Origin of the sequence: Streptomyces sp. NPDC126503 (genome assembly GCF_040302405.1) — a bacterium.
GTDB classification, from domain to species: Bacteria; Actinomycetota; Actinomycetes; order Streptomycetales; family Streptomycetaceae; genus Streptomyces; species Streptomyces gulbargensis.
The window spans coordinates 18,224-34,407 of the sequence record NZ_JBEORS010000028.1 but is presented as its reverse complement, the minus strand read 5'-3'; the positions used below and the strand labels follow the sequence as shown (position 1 = coordinate 34,407).

Below are 16,184 nucleotides of genomic sequence, written 5' to 3'. Positions count from 1 at the left end.
CTTTTTCGTCCCTCCGGATCGCCCGTGATGCCGCTTTCGCCCCGATCTGTCGATACTGGGGGCGACAGCCGCCCCGAGGAGAGCCACGTGGCCAACCCCGTACCCCCGCGCGACCGGACCGACCAGCCCTGGCGCTCGGAAGGGGCACCGCCGCCCCCGCCCCCCAAGCGGAAGATGCCCGGCGGCTGGGGCAGCCTCGTCCTCACCGCCCTCGCCGTCTACCTCGTCACCAACCTGGTGCTCTCGTTCTTCAACGAGGGCGACGGCCCCACGATCTCGTACACCGAGTTCAGCAGACAGGTCGCCGCCGGCAACGTCACCACCCTCTACTCCAAGGGCGACGCCATCCAGGGCACCCTCAAGAACAGACAGCCCGTCCCCGACGGCGAGGGCGACTACACGAAGTTCCGCACCCAGCGGCCCGCCTTCGCCGACGACGACCTCTGGGCCCAGCTCACGAAGCAGAAGGTCACCGTCACCGCCCGGCCGGTCGTCCAGGAACGCTCCTTCCTCGCCAACCTCCTCATCTCCCTCGCGCCGATGCTGCTCCTCGTCCTCCTGTGGGTCTTCATCGCCCGCCGGATGAGCGCCGGCATGGGCGGCGCGGGCGGCATGCTCGGCCGCAAGCAGCCGCCGAAACCCGTCGAGCTGGAGAGCGGCCGGCGCACCACCTTCGCCGACGTCGCCGGCATCGACGAGGTGGAGGGCGAACTCAACGACGTCGTCGACTTCCTCCAACACCCCGACGCCTACCGCGCCATGGGCGCCAAGATGCCCCGCGGCGTCCTCCTCGCCGGACCACCCGGCACCGGCAAGACCCTCCTCGCCCGGGCCGTCGCCGGAGAGGCCCAGGTGCCCTTCTTCTCCGCCTCCGCCTCCGAGTTCATCGAGATGATCGTCGGCGTCGGCGCCTCCCGCGTCCGCGAACTCTTCGCCGAGGCCCGCAAGGTCGCCCCCGCCATCATCTTCATCGACGAGATCGACACCATCGGCCGCGCCCGCGGCGGCGGCGCCGGCATGGGCGGCCACGACGAACGCGAACAGACCCTCAACCAGATCCTCACCGAGATGGACGGGTTCACCGGATCCGAGGGCGTCATCGTCCTCGCCGCCACCAACCGCGCCGACGTCCTCGACCCCGCCCTCACCCGCCCCGGCCGCTTCGACCGCATCGTCCACGTCAACCCGCCCGACCGCGGCGGCCGCGAGGCCATCCTCCGCATCCACACCCGCGAGATCCCGCTCGCCCAGGACGTCGACCTCGCCCAGGTCGCCCGCACCACCCCCGGCATGACCGGCGCCGAACTCGCCAACCTCGCCAACGAGGCCGCGCTCCTCGCCGTCAAACGCGACCGCGAGGCCGTCACCCGGACCGACCTCTCCGACGCCCTGGAGAAGGTCCAGCTCGGCGCCGAACGCCCCCTCGTCATGCCCCTGGAGGAACGCCGCCGCACCGCCTACCACGAGAGCGGCCACGCCCTCCTCGGCATGCTCCAGCCCGGCGCCGACCCCGTCCGCAAGATCACCATCGTGCCGCGCGGCCGCGCCCTCGGCGTCACGCTCTCCACCCCCGACGCCGACAAGTACGCCTACACCGAGGAGTACCTGCGCGGCCGGATCATCGGCGCCCTCGGCGGCATGGCCGCCGAACAGGTCGTCTTCGGCGTCGTCACCACCGGAGCCGAGAGCGACCTCGAACAGGTCACCCGCATCGCCCGCGGCATGGCCGGCCGCTGGGGCATGAGCGCCCGCGTCGGCCGCCTCACCGTCATCCCCGGCGACACCCAGCAGGCGTACGGCCTCTCCGCGGCCCCCACCACCCTCGACACCGTCGACGAGGAGATGCGCCGCATCGTCGACGAGTGCTACGAGAGCGCGGTCCGACAGCTCCGCGAACACCGCGACCGTCTCGACGCCCTCGCCGAGGCCCTCCTCGCCCACGAAACCCTCGAGGAGGCCGACGCCTACCGCGCCGCGGGCCTTCCCCGCACGACCCCGGAGCGAGCCCTCGGCGCGGAGGAGTGAGCCGCCCCGGACCGCCGGGTGGTGCGGGGGAGGGGCGAAGGGCCCGGGGGCGGACGGTGAGGCCGGTGCCCGGAGCCGTACGGGCACCACGCTCCCGCCGGCCCCCGGTCACGGCACCCGGGCGATCACGTACCGGAAGACGTTCGGCATCCACACCGTGCCGTCCGCGCGGACGTACGGGGCGAGGGCCTCCTCGATCTCCTTCTCCACCTGCGCCAGGTCCGTCGCCCGCACCGCCTCGTCGAAGGCCCCCGTCGACAGCAGGCCGCGCACCGCGCTGCTCCCGTCCGCGTAACCGAACGGGCACGCCACCCGGCCCGAGCCCTCGGGGCGCAGCCCCGCCCGCGCCACCAGGCCGTCCAGGTCCGGGCGGCCCGCCGGGGACCGGTCCGCGAGGCGCGCCCCGACCCGCAGCACCGGCTCCGCCGCACACCGCTCCGGCGGACCCGCCGACGCCAGCACGACCGCCGCACCGGATTGCGCCGAACGGGTGATCGCGGCGAGCTCCGCACCCAGCGCGTCCGTCGCCTCGAACGCGGTCACCACGTCGTACGGGCCGGCGTCCGCGGGCACCCGCCCGCCGACCGCCACCCCCTCCGGCAGCCGCTCCCGGGCCAGCTCCATGCGCGCGTGGTCCCGGTCCACACCGGTCACCGAGGCGCCCCGCGCCGCCGCCATCAGCAGCGCGAGGCCCGAACCGCAGCCGAGGCCGAGCACCCGGGACCGTGCGCCCACACCGAGCCGGTCGTAGACCGCCTCGTACAACGGCACGAGCATCCGCTCCTGGATCTCGGCCCAGTCGCGGGCGGGGTGGTGCGGGACGAGCGTAGGTGTCATGGAGAACGCCCCAATCCGTGACGGAACGACAGCCCCCCGTAGCCAGGGAACTGCGCTTCCCCGCCCGCGTCCAGTCCTGGCACCGCACCGATTCGTCCGGAGGAGGCCCGGTGCGCCGCCTTGCGGGCGGACCCGGTAATGTGCCCGCAACACTTCACCCGCCGCACTCCCGCGGGGGGCGCGCACCCCGTGGATATGCGCCGGGGCGTATGCGCCACTACGCACCGGCTTGATGCCCCCTGCGCCCCTTCTCCGCAGATCGGCGCACTGGCCCTCGTCGGGACGCATCAATGGCCAACTGACTGGTACGTGCAAATTATTTGGGATGCCCCGTAATGGAACCCGGAAGGGATCCGGCTCGTTGTACCCGACGTGAGCACGACACCACCTGTTCTCGCCGCAGAGCTGGCGCAGGCGTGGGCCGACATTCAACGGCACCACCCCGAGCTGCCGGACCTCGCCGCGCCCGAGTCCCTGATCGGAGAGTCCTCGTCCGCCTGCGGCGCCGAGCTCTCCTTCGAGCGACTGCTCCACGAGGCAGTCCACGGCATCGCAGCCGCCCGAGGAGTCCGCGACACCTCACGGGCCGGCCGCTACCACAACCGCAGATTCCTGGCGATCGCCGAGGAGATGGGCCTCGACCATCCCGAGGAGCCACATCCCAGCAGCGGCTTCTCCCTGGTCACGCTCAACGCCGAGGCGAGGCGCCGCTACCGCCCCACCATCGAACGGCTCCAGCGCGCCCTCAAGGCCCACACGGTGGCCACGGCCGCCGACACCAAGCGCACCTTCCGCGGGCCGGCCGCCCGGCACGGCTCCTCCGGCGGCGGCGTCCGCGTCAAGGCCGTCTGCGACTGCGGACGCAACGTGCGCGTGGTGCCCTCGGTGCTGGCCCAGGCCCCGATCGTGTGCGGCGGCTGCGGCAAGCCCTTCCGCATCCCGGAGACGGTGGGCGCCGCCAACTGACCCGGCCGGGTGTGGCACAATGGCTAGCTGTACTCGACAGTCGAACAGGACCCCTCTCTCCTCCGGCTGACGCGTCCATCGGGCAATTCGGGTACCGCAACCCCACGTGGCATCCCGTGGTGCCCCACCACGTCAAGACCAGGAGACACCACTCCAGTGGCAGTCAAGATCAAGCTCAAGCGCCTCGGCAAGATTCGCCAGCCGCACTACCGCATCGTCGTCGCCGACTCCCGCACCCGCCGGGACGGTCGCGCGATCGAGGAGATCGGCCTCTACCACCCGACGTACAACCCGTCGCGTATCGAGGTCGACTCCGAGCGTGCGCAGTACTGGCTGTCCGTCGGCGCCCAGCCGACCGAGCCCGTCCTCGCCATCCTGAAGCTCACCGGCGACTGGCAGAAGCACAAGGGCCTGCCGGCCCCGGAGAAGCCGCTGCTGGCCCCGGCCACCAAGGAGGCGAAGCGCGCCTCGTTCGACGAGTTCGCGAAGACCCTCGAGGGCGGCGACGACAAGGGTGAGGCCATCACCCCCAAGGCCAAGAAGGCCGACAAGAAGGCTGACGAGGCCGAGGCCGCGTCGACCGAGTCGACCGAGGCCTGAGCATGCTCGAGGAGGCTCTCGAGCACCTCGTGAAGGGCATCGTCGACAATCCCGACGATGTGCAGGTCGCCTCGCGCAACCTGCGTCGTGGCCGCGTGCTCGAGGTTCGGGTCCACCCCGACGACCTCGGTAAGGTGATCGGCCGCAACGGCCGCACCGCTCGTGCGCTGCGCACCGTCGTGGGCGCCATCGGCGGCCGCGGCATCCGCGTCGACCTCGTCGACGTGGACCAGGTTCGCTGACCACGGTCGGCCGCATACCTTAAGAAGCGCCGGCACGGGCCGGGGAGGGCTTTCGAGCCCGCCCCGGCCCGTCGTCGTCCGACAGGAGAGTGTGTAAGTCGTGCAGCTGGTAGTCGCGCGAATCGGCCGCGCCCACGGCATCAAGGGCGAGGTCACCGTCGAGGTCCGTACCGACGAGCCCGAGCTGAGGCTCGGCCCGGGGGCCGTCCTCCGCACCGACCCGGCCTCCACCGGGCCGCTGACCATCGAGTCCGGCCGCGTCCACAGCGGCCGGCTGCTGCTGCGCTTCGAGGGCGTCCACGACCGCACCGCCGCCGAAGCCCTCCGCAACACCCTCCTCATCGCCGAGGTCGACCCGACCGAGCTGCCCGAGGAGGAGGACGAGTACTACGACCACCAGCTCATCGACCTGGACGTGGTCCTCGCCGACGGCACCGAGGTCGGTGTCATCACCGAGATCTCCCACCTGCCGTCCCAGGACCTCTTCATCGTGGAGCGCCCCGACGGCACCGAGCTGATGATCCCCTTCGTCTCCGAGATCGTCTCCGAGATCGACCTGGAGAACCAGCGCGCCGTCATCACCCCGCCCCCCGGCCTCATCGACGACCGCGCCGTGATCGCCTCCGCGCGCGACGCGGAGACGGAGGAGCCGGACACGGAGGAGCGGGACACCGAGGAGCGGGACGCATGAGGCTCGACGTCGTCACGATCTTCCCCGAGTACCTCGAACCGCTGAACGTCTCGCTCGTCGGCAAGGCCCGCGCCCGCGGACAGCTCGACGTCCACGTCCACGACCTGCGCGACTGGACGTACGACCGCCACAACACCGTCGACGACACCCCCTACGGCGGCGGCCCCGGCATGGTCATGAAGACCGAGCCCTGGGGCGACGCCCTCGACCAGACCCTCGCCGACGGGTACGAGGCGGGCGCGCACGGCCCCGTCCTCGTCGTCCCCACCCCCAGCGGACGCCCCTTCACCCAGGAACTCGCCGTCGAGCTCTCCGAACGGCCCTGGCTGATCTTCACCCCGGCCCGTTACGAGGGCATCGACCGCCGCGTCATGGACGAGTACGCCACCCGCGTTCCCGTCTACGAGGTGTCCATCGGCGACTACGTCCTCGCCGGCGGCGAGGCCGCCGTCCTCGTCGTCACCGAGGCCGTCGCCCGCCTCCTGCCCGGTGTCCTCGGCAACGCCGAGTCCCACCGCGACGACTCCTTCGCCCCCGGCGCCATGGCCAACCTCCTCGAAGGCCCCGTCTACACCAAGCCCCCCGAGTGGCGCGGCCGGGCCATCCCCGAGGTGCTCCTCAGCGGCCACCACGGCAAGATCGCCCGCTGGCGGCGCGACGAGGCCTTCCGCCGCACCGTGGCCAACCGGCCCGACCTCATCGAGCGCTGCGACCCCGCCGCCTTCGACAAGAAGGACCGCGAGATCCTCTCGATGCTGGGCTGGGCCCCCGAACCCGGCGGCCGATTTTGGCGCAGGGTCGAGGGCGTGGAAGAATAGGCCGCTGTCGTCCGTCCGGCGCGCGCCCCTGCCACAGGGGGAAGACGCCCGCCCTCCGCGGACGGCGATCCCATCCTCACGAACGTACCGCTGATGACCTGTGGCATCAGCGAGGAAAGAGACCTCCATGGCCTCCCTGCTCGACCAGGTCAACGCGGGTTCGCTCCGCTCCGACCTCCCCGCCTTCCGTCCCGGCGACACCGTGAACGTCCACGTGCGCGTCATCGAGGGCAACCGCTCCCGTATCCAGCAGTTCAAGGGCGTCGTCATCCGCCGCCAGGGCTCGGGCGTCAGCGAGACCTTCACGGTCCGCAAGGTCTCGTTCTCCGTCGGCGTCGAGCGCACCTTCCCGGTGAACAGCCCGATCTTCGAGAAGATCGAGCTCGTCTCCCGCGGTGACGTCCGTCGCGCCAAGCTCTACTACCTGCGTGAGCTGCGCGGCAAGGCCGCCAAGATCAAGGAGAAGCGCGACAACTGAGCTCCGGCTCACCGTCCGCGCGACGCTTCCGGGTCCACGCACAGGCGGGCCGGATAGGCTCTGCCACCGATGGACACCGAAGCACAGCACACGGAGCGCGACCCCTCCTCCGCACCGGAGGAGGGGTCGCGCTCCGCGCGCGTTCCCGGGCCCTCCCGGCGGACGCCCTCGTGGCGCAGGACCGGCCTCGTCGGCGCCGCCTGCGTGATCTTCCTGCTGCTCCTCAGCCACCTCGTCGCGCAGCCCTTCCTGATCCCCAGCGGCTCCATGGAACCCACGCTCCAGGTCGGTGACCGGATCCTGGTCAACAAGCTGGCGTACCGTTTCGGCGGCGAGCCGCGCCGCGGTGACGTCGTCGTCTTCGACGGCACCGGCTCCTTCGTCCGCGAGGAGGCGGGCGGCGCGACCGGCGCCGGTCCGCTGCACGACGCGGCGGCCGCGCTCGGCCTCGCCGAGCCCGACGAGACCGACTTCGTCAAGCGGGTCGTCGGCGTCGGCGGCGACCGGGTGGTCTGCTGCGACAAGGACGGCCGGCTCGGCGTCAACGGCGTGCCCGTCCGGGAGACCGCGTACGTCAGGTTCGGCGACCAGCCCTCCAGCGTGCCCTTCGACATCGTCGTCCCGCCCGGCCGGCTCTGGGTCATGGGCGACCACCGCAGCCAGTCCAGCGACTCCCGCGACCACCTCGGCAGCCCCGGCGGCGGCATGGTGCCGGTCGAGAAGGTCATCGGCCGCGCCGACTGGATCGCCTGGCCGGTCGGCCGCTGGTCCGCCGTCCCGGCGACGGACGCCTTCGACGGCGTCCCGCCGCCCCCGTCCGGCCCCGGCGCGCCCCACGCGGCGGGCCCCGTACGCGCTTTTGTCGCCGCCCGTCCCGCCGCCACCCAACCGCCGCCGGCACCGCGCGCCGAGCCGGTACGCCACGGCGGGACCGCCGCCGCGTACGGCGAGCCGGAGCCCGCGCCGTACGCCGCGCCCGTACGTCACGGCGGGACGGCCCCGTACGCCGAGCCGGAGCCCGCACCGTACGCCGGTCCGGCGCGCGGGGCGGACGCCGCCCCCGTACGCGACTCCCGGCACCCGGCCGTGGCGCCGGAAGGCGCGGTACGCGGCGGGGAGGCCGGAGCGGGAGCCCATGGGTAACCGGCGCAGACCGTCCGGCGGGGGCCCCGCGCACGGGCACCGCGCGGGTGACGGCCAGGACGCCCCCCGGCCCGGGCGGGCCGAGCGGCGCAAGCTCGCCCGCAAGGTCAAACGGCGCCGGCAGCGCTCCGCGATCCGGGAGATCCCCATCCTCCTCACGGTCGCCGTCCTCATCGCGCTCGTCCTCAAGACCTTCCTCGTCCAGGCCTTCGTCATCCCCTCCGGCTCCATGGAGCAGACGATCCGCATCCAGGACCGGGTCCTCGTCGACAAGCTCACCCCCTGGTTCGGCTCCCGCCCCCAGCGGGGCGACGTCGTCGTCTTCAAGGACCCCGGCAACTGGCTCGAACCGGACACCACCCCGGCCGCCGACGACCCCGTGGGGCTGAAACAGGCCAAACAGGCGCTGACCTTCATCGGCCTGCTCCCCTCGGCCGACGAACGCGACCTCATCAAACGCGTCGTCGCCGTCGGCGGCGACACCGTGCGCTGCTGCGACAAGGACGGGCGGATCACCGTCAACGGCGTCCCCCTGGACGAGCCCTACCTGCACCCCGGCAACCGGCCGTCCACCATCCCCTTCGAGGTCGAGGTCCCCGAAGGCCGCGTCTTCGTCCTGGGCGACCACCGCTCCGACTCCGCCGACTCCCGCTTCCACCTCGACGAGAAGGACCGCGGCACCGTCGCCGAGGACCAGGTCGTCGGCCGCGCCGTCGTCATCGCCTGGCCCGTCGGCCACTGGCGGCGCCTGGAGGAACGCGAGACCTTCGCCGCCGTACCGGACGCACGTCCGGGTTCCGGCAGCACGCTCGGTCTGTCGCATAGTGTGTCTCCGCGCGATCTCAACGGATTGCCCTGGCTCCCGACCCCTGCGGAACTTCTGCTCGTTATGGGAGTGGTGGGCCTGTCCCTGTTCCGGGACGGGCGATTGCACGGAGTGAGGAGTGGATGTGGGGGATTTGGCCGTCGGCGCACGATCCGGACACGACGAGCCCGAGAAAAGGGCCGACGGGACCTCAGGCGATGACGTGACGGGTGACGACATGACCAGCGGCGAACTTCCGCACGGGGGCGGCGACGGGAGCGGCGGGGAGGACGCGCGCGGCAAGGGCCCCAAGAAGCCGCGCTCCTTCTGGAAGGAACTGCCGCTCCTCGTCGGCATCGCCCTGCTGCTCGCGCTGCTGATCAAGACCTTCCTGGTGCAGGCCTTCTCGATTCCCTCGGAATCGATGATGAACACCCTCCAGAAGGGCGACCGGGTCCTCGTCGACAAGCTCACCCCCTGGTTCGGCTCCGAGCCCGAGCGCGGCGAGGTCGTCGTCTTCCACGACCCGGGCGGCTGGCTGGAGGGCGAGAAGACCCCCGAGCCGAACGTGCTGCAGAAGTTCCTCAGCTTCATCGGCCTCATGCCGTCCGCCGAGGAGAAGGACCTCATCAAGCGGGTCATCGCCGTCGGCGGCGACACCGTGTCCTGCAAGGAGGGCGGCAAGGTCGTCCTCAACGGCAAGGAACTCGACGAGACCGCCTACCTCTTCCCCGGCTCCATGCCCTGCCAGGACTCCTTCGGCCCCGTCAAGGTCCCCGAGGGCCGCATCTGGGTCATGGGCGACAACCGGCAGAACTCCCTGGACTCCCGCTTCCACCAGGAGCTCCCCGGCGCCGGCACCGTCGCCGAGGACCTCGTCGTCGGCCGCGCCGTCGTCGTCGCCTGGCCCCTCACCCGCTGGGCCACGCTCCCGGTCCCGGACCTCTTCGACCAGCCCGGCCTCGACCAGGCCGCCCTGACCGTCGCCCCCGGCGCCGCGGGCCTCGCCGGAGCGCTCCCGCTCGTCCTGTGGCGCCGCAGGAAGACCACCGCGGGGCGTACCGCCGGAGAGTGACCCGCGGGTAGGGTGCCGTCCCGGACCGTCGACCGACCTCTGGGGTGCGCATGAGCGGAAACATACGGACGCAGGGCGGCCACGGCCGCCTCGGCAGCGTGCTGTCGGGGCTGGTCGTGGCCGTCGGCTGTCTGCTGTTCGTCGGAGGCTTCGTCGCCGGCGCCCTGCTCTACCGCCCGTACACCGTCCCCAGCGACTCCATGAAGCCGACCATCGAACGCAACTCGCGCGTCCTCGCCGAGCGCGTCGACGGCCGGGACGTGCGACGCGGGGACGTCGTCGTCTTCACCGACCCGCTCTGGGGGCCCGCCCCCATGGTCAAGCGGGTCGTCGGCGTCGGCGGCGACACCGTCGCCTGCTGCGACCCCTCCGGGCGCCTCACCGTCAACGGCACCGCCGTCGACGAGCCGTACCTCCGGCCCGGCGTGGACGGCCGGACCGTCGGCTCGGGGGAGGAATTCTCCGCCACGGTCCCGGCCGGGAACCTCTTCCTCCTCGGCGACGAGCGCCACACCTCCCTCGACTCCCGCAGCCACCTCGAGGACGCGGGGCAGGGCTCCGTGCCCCGCTCCGCCGTCGTCGCCCGGGTCGACGCCGTCGTCTGGCCCGGCGCCGACCGCCTGGAGCGCCCGGCGGGCTTCGCCGCCCTTCCCGGCGGTGTCTCGCGGCCCGGGCCCCTCGGGGCGATCCTCGCCTCCGTCGTGGGCGGCGCCGTGCTGATCCTCGCCGGGGCCGCGTACGGGCCGGTCGCCGGCCTCCTCCGGGCCAGGAACCACCGGCGGGCGGCGGGCGCGGGAAGCGGTCCCCGCGAGAAGGTGGAGGCATGAGCGGCACAGGCGGCGGGGAGAGGACGAGGTCTGGATCTCCGGCGTCGGGGCCGGGGCCGGGGTCCGGGCCGGGCTCGGGAGCTCCGGCGTCCGGGCCGACTCCGGAGCAGGTGCCCGGACCGGCCGCCGAGCCGTCCGGGGACCCGGCCGCAGGACTCCTCCCGGACACCGGAGCGCTGCCGGGCGCCGGACCGCTGCCGGGCGCCGGCCGTCTCCCGGGTACGGGCGCGGGGGAGGGCCCGGACGTGCGGCGGGTCGCCCGGGTGATCCTCCTCGACCCCGACGACCGCGTCCTCCTCCTGCGCGGACACGAACCGGACGACCCCGACGACACCTGGTGGTTCACCCCCGGCGGCGGCCTGGAGGGCGACGAGACCCGCGAACAGGCCGCCCTGCGCGAACTCGCCGAGGAGACCGGCATCACCGACGTCCGGCTCGGCCCCGTCCTCTGGCAGCGGTACTGCTCCTTCCCCTTCGCCGGCCGCCGCTGGGACCAGGACGAGTGGTACTACCTCGCCCGCACCCCCGGCAGGGGAGAGGCACCGGGCCCACAAGGCCTCACCGAGCTGGAGACCCGCAGTGTCGCCGGCCTGAGATGGTGGACCTGCGCCGAACTGTCGGCGGCCCGTGAGACGGTGTACCCGACCAGGCTCGCCGAGCTGCTCCGCACGCTGCTCGACGAGGGACCTCCGAGTGCCCCCGTGGTCCTCGCCCCGGAAATCGTCTAGGGGTGCGTACGACTGGCGCACAATAGGGGGACGCACGGCTGAAGGGGAACATGCCATGAGCGCCGAGGACCTCGAGAAGTACGAGACCGAGATGGAGCTGAAGCTCTACCGGGAGTACCGCGATGTCGTCGGGCTGTTCAAATACGTGATCGAGACCGAGCGGCGCTTCTACCTCACCAACGACTATGAGATGCAGGTCCACTCGGTCCAAGGCGAAGTCTTCTTCGAGGTCAGCATGGCCGACGCCTGGGTCTGGGACATGTACCGGCCCGCCAGGTTCGTCAAGCAGGTCCGCGTCCTCACCTTCAAGGACGTGAACATCGAGGAACTCAACAAGAGCGACCTCGAACTGCCCGGCAGCTGACACCCCCGCCGCGCCGCCCGGCTCACCCCCACGAGTGAGCCGGATATCCACAGCCCCCGCCCCGTCCACAGCCCCGCATGCGCCCCGCCCCTCTCCGTCACAGTCGGTGACGGAGGTGGTACCGCATGAACGCGACCCAAGCCCTCGGACGGTACGGAGAAGAACTGGCGACCCGCCGGCTCACCGCGACCGGCCTGCACATCCTCGCCCGCAACTGGCGCTGCGGACGGACCGGAGAGATCGACATCGTCGCCCGCGACGGCGACACCCTCGTCATCTGCGAGGTCAAGACCCGCCGCCACGGTGGCTACGAACACCCCATGGCCGCCGTCACCCCCCGCAAAGCCGCCCGGCTCCGCCGCCTGGCCCACTGCTGGCTCGACCGCCACGACACCCCCGCCCCCACCGGCGGCATCCGCATCGACCTCGTCGGCATCGTCCTGCCCCGCCGCGGCGCTCCCGTCCTCACCCACGCCCGGGGGGTGGCCTGACATGGGATTCGCCCGCACCTGCTCCGTCGCCCTCATCGGCGTCGAAGGCGTCGTCGTCGAAGTCCAGGCCGACCTCGAACCCGGCGTCGCCGCCTTCACCCTCGTCGGCCTCCCCGACAAGAGCCTCAGCGAAAGCCGCGACCGCGTCCGTGCCGCCGTCGTCAACGCCGGCGCCGAATGGCCCCAGAAGAAACTCACCGTCGGCCTCAGCCCCGCCTCCGTCCCCAAGGGAGGCGCCGGCTTCGACCTCGCCATCGCCGCGGCCGTCCTCGCCGCCGCCGAACGCGTCGACCCGCGTACCGTCGCCGACCTCGTCCTCATCGGCGAACTCGGCCTCGACGGCCGCGTCCGACCCGTCCGCGGCGTCCTGCCCGCCGTCCTCGCCGCCGCCGACGCCGGATACCGGCAGGTCGTCGTCCCCGAACAGACCGCGGGCGAAGCCTCTCTCGTCCCCGGCGTCTCCGTCCTCGGCATCCGCAGCCTCCGCCAGCTCATCGCCGTCCTCACCGACGAACCCGTCCCCGAAGAACCCCCCACCGAGGAAGGACGGCCCGACGCCATGCTCGCCGGGCTCCTCGTCCCCGGCGCGGGAATCGGCACCGGCCTCTCCGCGGGCCCCACCGAAGGCCCCGACCTCGCCGACGTCGCCGGACAGCACGGCGCGCGCCGCGCCCTCGAGATCGCCGCCGCCGGCGGCCACCACCTCCTGCTCTCCGGACCGCCCGGCGCGGGAAAGACCATGCTCGCCGAACGGCTCCCCGGCATCCTGCCGCCCCTCACCCGCCAGGAATCCCTCGAAGTCACCGCCGTCCACTCCGTCGCCGGCATCCTCCCGCCCGGCGAACCCCTCGTCCGCCGCGCCCCCTACTGCGCACCCCACCACTCCGCCACCATGCAGTCCCTCGTCGGCGGCGGAAACGGCATCCCCCGCCCCGGTGCCGTCTCCCTCGCCCACAAAGGCGTCCTTTTTCTGGACGAAGCGCCCGAATTCTCCACGAAAAGCCTCGATGCCCTCCGTCAACCCCTCGAATCCGGACACGTCGTCATCGCCCGCGCCGCCGGCGTCGTCCGCCTCCCCGCCCGCTTCCTCCTCGCCCTCGCCGCCAACCCCTGCCCCTGCGGCCGCCACACCCTCCACGGCGCCGGCTGCGAATGCCCGCCCGCCCTCGTCCGCCGTTACCAGGCACGCCTCTCCGGGCCCCTCCTCGACCGCGTCGACCTCCGCGTCGAAGTCGAACCCGTCACCCGCTCCGACCTCCTCGGACACGGAAGCCGGGGAGACACCAGCGCCACCGTCGCCGACCGCGTCCGCGAAGCCCGCGCCCGCGCCGCCGCCCGCCTCGCCGACACCCCCTGGACCGTCAACAGCGAGATCCCCGGTCACGAACTCCGCACCCGCCACCTCGCCGCACCCGGAGCGCTCGCCGCCGCCGAACGCGACATCGAACGCGGCCTCCTCACCGCCCGCGGCCTCGACCGCGTCCTGCGCGTCGCCTGGACCTCCGCCGACCTCGCCGGCCGCGACCGGCCCGACAGCCGCGACATCGCCCTCGCCCTGGAACTCCGCACCGGCATCGCCCGCGGCGTCCCCACGACCACGGGGGAGACCCGATGAACCAGCACCCCACGCCCCGGGAGCGACCGGAGCGACCGGCCAAGCCGGCGGACCACCCGGGCCCCGCACCCGGGCACGGACCGGCCGAGCGGCCCGACCCCGCCGGCCACCACGCCCGCGCGCTCCCGCCCGAGGACCCGACGGAAGCCACGTACCACCCCGATCCCACCGGCGGCGCCCCCCACCACCCGCCCGCCGACCCGCACACGGACGAACGGATCGCCCGCGCCGCCCTCACCCGCGTCGTCGAACCGGGCGACGAACACGCCGGTCGCTGGCTCCGTACCTACGGAGCCGCCCACTTCCTCCACCTCCTCCGCGAGGACCTCGCCACCGGCACCGGCACCGACCCCTTCCCCGGCACCGTCGCCACCCGCGTCCAGAACTGGCGCCGCCGCGCCCACGACACCCACCCCGAGCGGGACCTCGACACCATCCACCGACTCGGCGGCCGCTTCCTCGTCCCCGGCGACACCGAATGGCCCCGCCAGCTCGACGACCTCGGCGACACCCGCCCCATCGGCCTCTGGGCCCGGGGCCCCGCCGACCTCCGCACCTGGGCCCTCCGCTCCGTCGCCCTCGTCGGAGCCCGCGCCTGCACCCCGTACGGCGCCCACACCGCCGCCGACCTCGCCACCGGCCTCGCCCGCCACGGCTGGGTCGTCGTCTCCGGAGCCGCCTACGGCATCGACGGAGCCGCCCACCGCGGCGCCCTCGCCGCGGGCGGAGCCACCATCGCCGTCCTCGCCTGCGGCGCCGACACCCCCTACCCCCGAGGACACACCCGCCTCATCCAGCGCATCGCCGAACAAGGCCTCGTCCTCGGCGAACTACCGCCCGACAGCCACCCCACCCCCAGCCGCTTCATCCTCCGCAACCGCGTCATCGCCGCCCTCACCCGCGGCACCGTCGTCATCGAAGCCCAGCACCGCAGCGGCTCCCTCGTCACCGCCCGCGCCGCCACCCGCCTCGGCCGCCACACCATGGGTGTCCCCGGCCCCGTCACCAGCGCCCTCTCCGCAGGCGTCCACGAACTCCTCCGCGGCGACGCCACCCTCGTCACCGACGCCGACGAGATCATCGAACTCGTCGGCGCCATCGGCGAACTCGCCCCCGCACGACGCGGCCCCGTCCTCCCGCGCGACCTCCTCGCCCCCGCCACCGCCCACATCCTCGAAGCCCTCCCCGCCCACGGCCCGACCCCCACCACCGTCATCGCCCGCCGGGCCGGCACCACCCCCGACGAGACCCTCGCCAAGCTGTACGAACTCCACTCCCTCGGCCACGTCGAACGGAAAGGGGACGGATGGCAGTTGACGAACACCGTCCCCCAACGGTCGAACGCGCGGCGAGGCGGTCCTTGACCTGGAGCATTCGGGTGAAAAGGTGAGGCCGATGAGCAATCGAGTTCTCTCGGCCCCACCCGAGGGGCCGGCCCGCACCGCGGTCCCCGTTCGAAGGTCTGACCGACAGCGTCCACCCGGACCGGCGCCATCGCCCGACCTTCGCTCACCGCGACAGCCCAGTCACGCTACGCTCACCAGCATTCCCCACAGGACACCCAGACCGACGCACCCGACAGCAGAACGGCTCAAGGCAACGCATGCCCCAGCACACCTCCGGGTCTGACCGCGCTGCGGTGCCCCCAGCAGCCCGGGGCACCGTGCGACCCCCCGCACCGACCTCACTCGACGAACTCTGGCGCTCGTACAAGGACACCGGCGACGAGCGCCTGCGGGAGCAGCTGATCCTGCACTACTCCCCCCTCGTCAAGTACGTCGCAGGACGCGTCAGCGTGGGGCTGCCGTCCAACGTGGAACAAGCCGACTTCGTCTCCTCCGGCGTCTTCGGCCTCATCGACGCCATCGAGAAGTTCGACGTCGAGCGGGCCATCAAATTCGAGACGTACGCCATCACGCGCATCCGCGGCGCCATGATCGACGAACTCCGCGCCCTCGACTGGATCCCCCGCTCCGTCCGCCAGAAGGCACGCAACGTCGAACGCGCCTACGCCACCCTCGAAGCCCAGCTCCGGCGCACCCCCTCCGAGGGCGAGGTCGCCGAGGAACTGGGCATCCCCCTCGAAGAACTGCACGCGGTTTTCAGCCAGTTGTCCCTGGCGAACGTCGTCGCCCTGGAAGAGCTGCTCCACGTCGGCGGCGAAGGCGGCGACCGCCTCTCCCTCATGGACACCCTGGAGGACACCGCCGCCGACAACCCCGTCGAGGTGGCCGAGGACCGCGAACTGCGACGCCTCCTCGCCCGCGCCATCAACACCCTCCCCGAGCGGGAGAAGACCGTCGTCACGCTCTACTACTACGAAGGCCTCACCCTCGCCGAGATCGGCCACGTCCTCGGCGTCACCGAGAGCCGCGTCAGCCAGATCCACACCAAATCCGTCCTGCAGCTCCGCGCCAAGCTGGCCGACGTCGGACGGTGACCCGCGCGGCCTCCGCCGTACAGTGGATCCGTGCCCAGG

At 72.7% G+C, this 16,184-nt stretch carries 17 protein-coding genes and 1 pseudogene; 17 read left to right on the top strand and 1 reads right to left on the bottom strand.

The genetic code is table 11. From position 1 onward, the window contains the following. Positions 1-87 precede the first annotated feature (87 nt). Positions 88-2,025 carry an ATP-dependent zinc metalloprotease FtsH gene (ftsH, locus tag ABTY40_RS27085; protein WP_352061901.1) on the top strand — a complete coding sequence of 646 codons (1,938 nt, stop codon included), beginning with the start codon at positions 88-90 and terminating at the stop codon, positions 2,023-2,025. Positions 2,026-2,133: 108 nt separating this feature from the next. Here the strand turns inward: ftsH and ABTY40_RS27080 are convergent, their stop codons facing one another. After that, complete coding sequence (locus ABTY40_RS27080) at positions 2,134-2,862, bottom strand: class I SAM-dependent methyltransferase (protein ID WP_352061900.1); 729 nt, start codon at positions 2,860-2,862, stop codon at positions 2,134-2,136. Positions 2,863-3,234: 372 nt separating this feature from the next. Here ABTY40_RS27080 and ABTY40_RS27075 point away from each other — a divergent pair, with 372 nt between their 5' ends. The 16 genes and pseudogenes from ABTY40_RS27075 (at position 3,235) to whiG (ending at position 16,145) form a co-directional block, all read left to right on the top strand. After that, a complete protein-coding gene (locus tag ABTY40_RS27075) occupies positions 3,235-3,828 on the top strand; it encodes a hypothetical protein (protein ID WP_309051013.1) in 594 nt (197 codons plus the stop codon). 156 nt (positions 3,829-3,984) lie between these two features. Beyond that, entirely contained in the window at positions 3,985-4,428 is a 444-nt protein-coding gene (gene rpsP, locus ABTY40_RS27070) for a 30S ribosomal protein S16 (protein WP_309051012.1), read from the top strand. A 2-nt stretch (positions 4,429-4,430) separates the two neighbouring features. After that, positions 4,431-4,670 carry an RNA-binding protein gene (locus ABTY40_RS27065; RefSeq protein WP_005311361.1) on the top strand — a complete coding sequence of 80 codons (240 nt, stop codon included), beginning with the start codon at positions 4,431-4,433 and terminating at the stop codon, positions 4,668-4,670. A gap of 100 nt (positions 4,671-4,770) precedes the next feature. Next, a complete protein-coding gene (rimM, locus tag ABTY40_RS27060; protein WP_352061899.1) occupies positions 4,771-5,361 on the top strand; it encodes a ribosome maturation factor RimM in 591 nt (196 codons plus the stop codon). Beyond that, positions 5,358-6,179, top strand: coding sequence for a tRNA (guanosine(37)-N1)-methyltransferase TrmD (gene trmD, locus ABTY40_RS27055; protein ID WP_345287511.1), 822 nt, complete (start codon positions 5,358-5,360; stop codon positions 6,177-6,179). The genes rimM and trmD overlap by 4 nt, the downstream gene beginning before the upstream one ends. A gap of 127 nt (positions 6,180-6,306) precedes the next feature. Continuing rightward, positions 6,307-6,657: a 50S ribosomal protein L19 gene (gene rplS / locus ABTY40_RS27050; protein ID WP_309051009.1), complete on the top strand. Its 351-nt coding sequence runs from the start codon at positions 6,307-6,309 to the stop codon at positions 6,655-6,657. A 69-nt stretch (positions 6,658-6,726) separates the two neighbouring features. Next, a pseudogene (gene lepB, locus ABTY40_RS27045) lies at positions 6,727-7,485 on the top strand (signal peptidase I); the annotation flags it as partial. A 307-nt stretch (positions 7,486-7,792) separates the two neighbouring features. Beyond that, a complete protein-coding gene (gene lepB / locus ABTY40_RS27040) occupies positions 7,793-8,827 on the top strand; it encodes a signal peptidase I (protein ID WP_352061898.1) in 1,035 nt (344 codons plus the stop codon). After that, positions 8,760-9,680, top strand: a complete 921-nt coding sequence (gene lepB, locus ABTY40_RS27035) for a signal peptidase I (protein WP_352061931.1) — start codon at positions 8,760-8,762, stop codon at positions 9,678-9,680. Before lepB (ABTY40_RS27040) ends, lepB (ABTY40_RS27035) begins: the two co-directional genes overlap by 68 nt. Before the next feature lie 50 nt (positions 9,681-9,730). Then, positions 9,731-10,507, top strand: a complete 777-nt coding sequence (gene lepB, locus ABTY40_RS27030; RefSeq protein ID WP_352061897.1) for a signal peptidase I — start codon at positions 9,731-9,733, stop codon at positions 10,505-10,507. Between the two features lie 194 nt (positions 10,508-10,701). Continuing rightward, positions 10,702-11,235, top strand: coding sequence for an NUDIX hydrolase (locus tag ABTY40_RS27025; RefSeq protein ID WP_352061930.1), 534 nt, complete (start codon positions 10,702-10,704; stop codon positions 11,233-11,235). A 55-nt stretch (positions 11,236-11,290) separates the two neighbouring features. Further along, positions 11,291-11,599: a DUF2469 domain-containing protein gene (locus ABTY40_RS27020; RefSeq protein WP_005311352.1), complete on the top strand. Its 309-nt coding sequence runs from the start codon at positions 11,291-11,293 to the stop codon at positions 11,597-11,599. Positions 11,600-11,724: 125 nt separating this feature from the next. Then, positions 11,725-12,090 (top strand): YraN family protein, encoded by a 366-nt coding sequence (locus ABTY40_RS27015; RefSeq protein ID WP_345287497.1) that lies wholly within the window; start codon positions 11,725-11,727, stop codon positions 12,088-12,090. Position 12,091: 1 nt separating this feature from the next. Then, positions 12,092-13,705: a YifB family Mg chelatase-like AAA ATPase gene (locus tag ABTY40_RS27010; RefSeq protein WP_352061896.1), complete on the top strand. Its 1,614-nt coding sequence runs from the start codon at positions 12,092-12,094 to the stop codon at positions 13,703-13,705. Then, positions 13,702-15,069: a DNA-processing protein DprA gene (gene dprA, locus ABTY40_RS27005; RefSeq protein ID WP_352061895.1), complete on the top strand. Its 1,368-nt coding sequence runs from the start codon at positions 13,702-13,704 to the stop codon at positions 15,067-15,069. The genes ABTY40_RS27010 and dprA overlap by 4 nt, the downstream gene beginning before the upstream one ends. Positions 15,070-15,308: 239 nt before the next feature. Continuing rightward, positions 15,309-16,145: an RNA polymerase sigma factor WhiG gene (gene whiG, locus ABTY40_RS27000; protein WP_345287491.1), complete on the top strand. Its 837-nt coding sequence runs from the start codon at positions 15,309-15,311 to the stop codon at positions 16,143-16,145. Positions 16,146-16,184 lie beyond the last annotated feature (39 nt).